This is a genomic window from Petralouisia sp., from assembly GCF_056822245.1.
Genome location: NZ_JBQIOP010000094.1, coordinates 1 through 4,780 on the forward strand (window position 1 = coordinate 1; position 4,780 = coordinate 4,780).

The window sequence follows — 4,780 nt, forward strand, 5'->3', positions numbered from 1 at the left end:
TCTTTTCCCCGAAATCTTCATGCTGCATGTTATCCGCCAATCATTATCACCTCCAGTCTGTCATAAAAAATCACCGCTCCGGGGAAGGGCGGCGTTCCTGTGATTTATCATGCTGCGGGCGTATTCCCATGATCCGGTCCGTCTCCCTGCGGACCAGCCGGTCCACCGCCCCCAAATCCTCCGGCCTGACAGCGAACTCCCGGTAATTCTCATACCAGAGCCCCGTGACCGCCGCAATCGGCGGTAGCTTTTCCGGCCCTCCGGGAAAAAGGCGGTAGACCGGACCGCCGTCAAGGAGCATCTGCTTCGCTGTCCCCAGGGGTATGCGGTACATATCCATATCCGGGTTCTGCGCCGCCTCCATATACTCCACATTCAGCCGTTCCTCCAAATCCTGGGGCATATAGGAAAATGACTGCTCCTTCCATTGGCTGAACCGGTTAGAATAGCGGTACTGCCATTCCGTCACCTGCTCCGGCGCATAGAGGTAGCGCCAAGTTTTCAGGGCGTCCTTTTCGCACAGCTCCATTGATTCCCATTTTTCAATGCCTGCCTCCGCCTTCGTGCCGTCCCGGTATTCCATGCTGACGCCGTAGGGGCAGAGGGTATTCCTTTCTATGTCCTGCCGCAGCGTGTCAAGGTCCGTCATCAGGACATCCCCGTACAGCCGTCCGCCCTCCTTACGCTCCGTGTGGAACAGGAAAGCCCTTGCGCCGGGGTATTCCGTCATGGCGGCCATCCGATAAAGCTCTCCTGTGGGATAGTAGGCAGACAGGGCATCCGCAAGCCATATGTGTTTTTTTCCCATGACAGCGATAGAATCCGGCCCGGTGTTGGCTGCCAGTGAGCGCAGGTTGAATTCACTTTCCCGCAGGAAATCCCCGGCCAGGATATGGAGCTCATAGGCAAATATGCCTAAATCCGTATCACGGACTAAGTGAATCTGCGGAAGCGGTTCCTGTTTCAATTTGATTTCCTCCCTTCATTCTGTTTTTATCACCGGCTGCCTTTGTCATGGGAAGGCGCCGGCTGGTTCTTTATTGGCGCTGCCTTTACCGCCTGTTCCCGCATGGCCGCCAAAACGGAAGGCCGGCGCTGTGCCTGCTGTTCCAGCCCTTCCAGCGCGGCTATTGCTTTTTCTGCGTTCTTCTTTATGGTTCCCATGCAGGCACGGCTGGCACGGTAGGGGGCCTTGACATAGCGGGCAATCTCCCCGCCGGTCTTTGCCTGCTGTACCGGTTCCTTTCCCATCAGCGCCAGGCGCATATTTTTTAGGTGTTTTCCTGCCTCATGGTACTCGGAAACGAAAGCGTCGATCCTCTCCATTGCCCGGTTACTGGCCTGCTGGTGGTTTTCCGCCCCCTGGCGGATCGCCTCTAACGCCGGTTTCAGGTGCAGGAAATTGGCGAGCCCGTTCAATGCAATCGTACCGCGTTCCTTAAAATCCTCCAGGATATGCCTGCAGCCCTCAACAATCTTTCCCTTTAGCTCTGATAATTTCTGCTGCATGGAGGCAATATTGCCCTCCAGCGTCTTGCAGGTCTTTTGCAAGGAGGCTTTCAGGGATCGGTCCTGCATTTTCTGTAGGTCCTCCCGCATGGCTACCAGCTCGCCGACCGCTGTGGAAAGGCGGTCCTCCATCCCTGTGACAGATTCGATCAGTTTTGCGAAGTCCGCATAGGCGGGGGAATCATTTTCCTTTAAGAGCGCAAGCAGCGCCTTAACCTGCTCATTTTCCGCAATCGGCGTTCCCGTGCCGGAATCCGTATGTGCCCTTTCCTCCGCCATTTACGAATCTCTCCCCTCTGCCGGCGGCTGCCCTCCGGCAATCTTGCCGACGATCTCCGGCCCGGTCTCGTAAACCTGCATGAGCCGTCTGGCCGTGCCGCTGGGCTGCGCCGCTCCGCTGGTCCAGAGCCGGACCGTGGAAGGGGCGACATTCATCAGGAGCGCAAAGCCTTTCTCGTTCATATCCAGTTTTTTCATCAGTGCCTTAACCATTTCGGGACCGTAGTCCGGGCACCGGGCGGCTTCGGCGATCATCTGTAAAGCCGTGTTCTCTTTATTCATCATTCTTGGAATCCTCCTTGTCAAATTGAAACAGCCGCCTGTTTCCGGCGGCATTGCTGTTGATGGTCTTTCATCTGCGTTGTAACATGGAGCAGCATTTCGTTGTAGTCCTTTCCCATGCGGGGCGGGTTGACGCCCACACGGATATGCCGGAACCGCTGATCTTCATGGAGCATTGCCCTGATCCTCCTGGCATTTTTAAGGCCGCCGAGGTCGTTGTCCATGTAGAGGCTGACGCGCCGGATTTCCGGGTGGCGTTTCAGAAATGCGGTCAGCGCCACATGGGAAGTGCCGCCCAGGGACAGCCGGTAGCCGTCCCATTTCCAGCCTTTTAATTCCTGCAGCGCGGCGTGGGAGAGGGCGTCGATGGGCGCCTCAAACACCGCAACATGCCGGCTGCCCGGATTCCTGGGTGGATAGCAGAAGCTGTATTCCTTGTCGCTGCCGTAGACATCTTTCCTGAGGCTGCCGGCAATGCTCCGCATACAGGCAAACTTTGCTTTCCCCGCATCATCCTTTCCCACAAACACGCAGACCGGCTCGCCATGATACCGCGCCTCATAGAACAGCCCTTCCCGGAGACATCTGCTGATCACATCAGAACTGATCCCGCGCCGCTGCAGATAAGAAACGGCAGAAGCAGCGCACCGTCTGGCCCAGGGGAGGGAAAATGCTTTCTTCTCCGGCCCCTTATGCACACACCTTGTCGCTGCTGTGCTCCGATAAGCCGGCATCTGCCGGATTTCCCCGCCTGCCAGCGTATGGACCGCATCCACCAGCCCGTAGCCCCGTATCTGGATCAGGTAATCCAGGGCGTTGATACTCCGGCCCCGGCTGTTCCAGTACCAATACCTTTTCCCGGTCACATAGACCAGGCTGTCATGTTCCTTGTGGCGGTAATTGGGTCCGTCCCGTTTCAGAACCCCAGGCTCATGGAACTGCAGGTAGGCAAACAGGTCCGCCTCACGCGCCGCCTGAATCTGCTCCTTTGTTACGCCGGGCATGACACCGGCACAGAAATTCTTTTCATCGTGCCCCGCCTCCTTTCTGTGATGAAAAAAGACGCCGGAAGGCGCCTAACAGCCGTACAGGTCATAGTTGACCTCTGCACGGTAATAGCTGTCCATTGTTGCCGGGGCATTATACAGCGCCGCCAGCAGGTATGCCTTGATGTTCCCGACTTTGGTAGTGTTCCGGTCAATACAGTCAAAGACATACTCCAGATGACCGGAATTGATTTTCAGGAAGCGGCCCTTTACCACCTCCCTGGGAAAATCATCCCCGGCGATACGGATATATGGGCGCTTGGATAAAACTACTTCAAGCATAAGCTCCACCGTCTCGTCTACGCGTTCTTTCCCATACCGGGAAACCATACAGCCATACTCAATATTTTCTTTCAGGATTTCACGGTAAGCGTCTACCAGCTCTATCCGATCCATCCCATCCGAACGGCCTGCCGCCTCCGGCCCTGACGGATAGATTGATGGATGGGTCCTTGATATATCCGTTTTTGATTTTTTAGTTTTTAATGGATTAGTATTTAATTGTGCGGGATTTCCCTGTCCAGGTTCCCCCTGTTCAGGTTTTGCCTGTCCTGGATTTCCCTGTCTTGGATTTTCCCGTTTAGGTGAAAATGCCTGTTTTTCAGCGTTTACAGGCTTTTCATGGATGGTATATTCAATATCTCCGAGCTGCCCGTTCCCATAGCGGAGGCGCTGCCTGGTGAGATACCCGTGCCGCTCCAGCTCTTTCAGGGCGGTGGTGATTGAATCCACGCCGTCCTTACAGATATGGGCGAGCCCCTTTGTGGTATAGTCCCAATCTTCCGGCAGCGACAGCATGAGCGAGAGAAGCCCCTTTGCCTTTAAGGACAGTTCCGTATTGCGCAGGTGGTGGTTGCACATAATCGTGAAGTCCTTTGTTTTTTCTACCCGGAATACAGCCATAACAAAAACCTCCTTCCTTTTCCTCCGGGCTACAAGGCGCGGTCCCTGCGGTCATAGTGCAGATGGCCGCCCGGCGCAACCTTCGCATGGTTTTTCAATTTGACTTCGCCCCGTTCCTGACTGTCTATGAATTTCTGGTAGCCGGCATCCGTGAGGAACAGCCGCATCCTGTCGCCTTTATCCCCGACAGGGGCATTACCTGAAAGCACGTCAAAGACGATCATGTGCTTTACTTCCGGGTCGAAGCGTTCCAGCGCCATGATGTCATGCCCCTTCAATTTTTCCGCGCCGGATTTCTGCCTGGCCTCCGCCAGCAGTTCCCCCATCGTCTTAGGGCCTGCCGGAACCCGGTAGCTTTCCCGAATATCCTGAATGAGCGCCAGGCAGTCTTTTTCCGGCATGGCGTCCAGCTTTCGCACAAGCTCCGCCGCCGTTTTCCTCTTTACCGGGTCCGGTATATAGGGGAGGCACATGCGCAGCTCATAAGTGACATCTGATTTCCCATAGCCTTCCGTCTGGAAGATCAGGCGCTTTTCCATTTCGTTCAGTTCCATGTGAATCTCCTTTCTCCTGAAAATGGGTACAAAAAAGGGCGCCCACCTATAAAAGTGAAACGCCCACGGCAATCAGCGGCCAGGCAATACACCGGACCGCTGGCGCTATTAAATTTTGTCGTTAATGAAACAGCCTCCTTTTTTCGATATTTTTCTCGTCAGATTTCAACTTGGAAAAGGAATTGAATAAATGACGGCAAACGCTCA

6 protein-coding genes are annotated in these 4,780 nt (G+C 55.0%); all 6 read right to left on the minus strand.

Annotation, left to right across the window (positions count from 1 at the left end; all coding sequences use genetic code 11):
* Positions 1-70: 70 nt before the first annotated feature.
* Complete coding sequence (locus ACTO17_RS19500) at positions 71-967, minus strand: hypothetical protein (RefSeq protein WP_482559093.1); 897 nt, start codon at positions 965-967, stop codon at positions 71-73.
* A gap of 29 nt (positions 968-996) precedes the next feature.
* Complete coding sequence (locus tag ACTO17_RS19505) at positions 997-1,788, minus strand: DUF6674 family protein (protein ID WP_482559094.1); 792 nt, start codon at positions 1,786-1,788, stop codon at positions 997-999.
* Positions 1,789-2,073 carry a helix-turn-helix domain-containing protein gene (locus tag ACTO17_RS19510; RefSeq protein WP_482559095.1) on the minus strand — a complete coding sequence of 95 codons (285 nt, stop codon included), beginning with the start codon at positions 2,071-2,073 and terminating at the stop codon, positions 1,789-1,791.
* Between the two features lie 17 nt (positions 2,074-2,090).
* Positions 2,091-3,074 (minus strand): DUF3991 domain-containing protein, encoded by a 984-nt coding sequence (locus tag ACTO17_RS19515; protein ID WP_482559096.1) that lies wholly within the window; start codon positions 3,072-3,074, stop codon positions 2,091-2,093.
* A 72-nt stretch (positions 3,075-3,146) separates the two neighbouring features.
* Positions 3,147-4,019, minus strand: a complete 873-nt coding sequence (locus ACTO17_RS19520) for a DUF6017 domain-containing protein (RefSeq protein ID WP_482559097.1) — start codon at positions 4,017-4,019, stop codon at positions 3,147-3,149.
* 29 nt (positions 4,020-4,048) lie between these two features.
* Positions 4,049-4,573, minus strand: coding sequence for a DUF5720 family protein (locus tag ACTO17_RS19525; protein ID WP_482559098.1), 525 nt, complete (start codon positions 4,571-4,573; stop codon positions 4,049-4,051).
* Between the last annotated feature and the right edge of the window lie 207 nt (positions 4,574-4,780).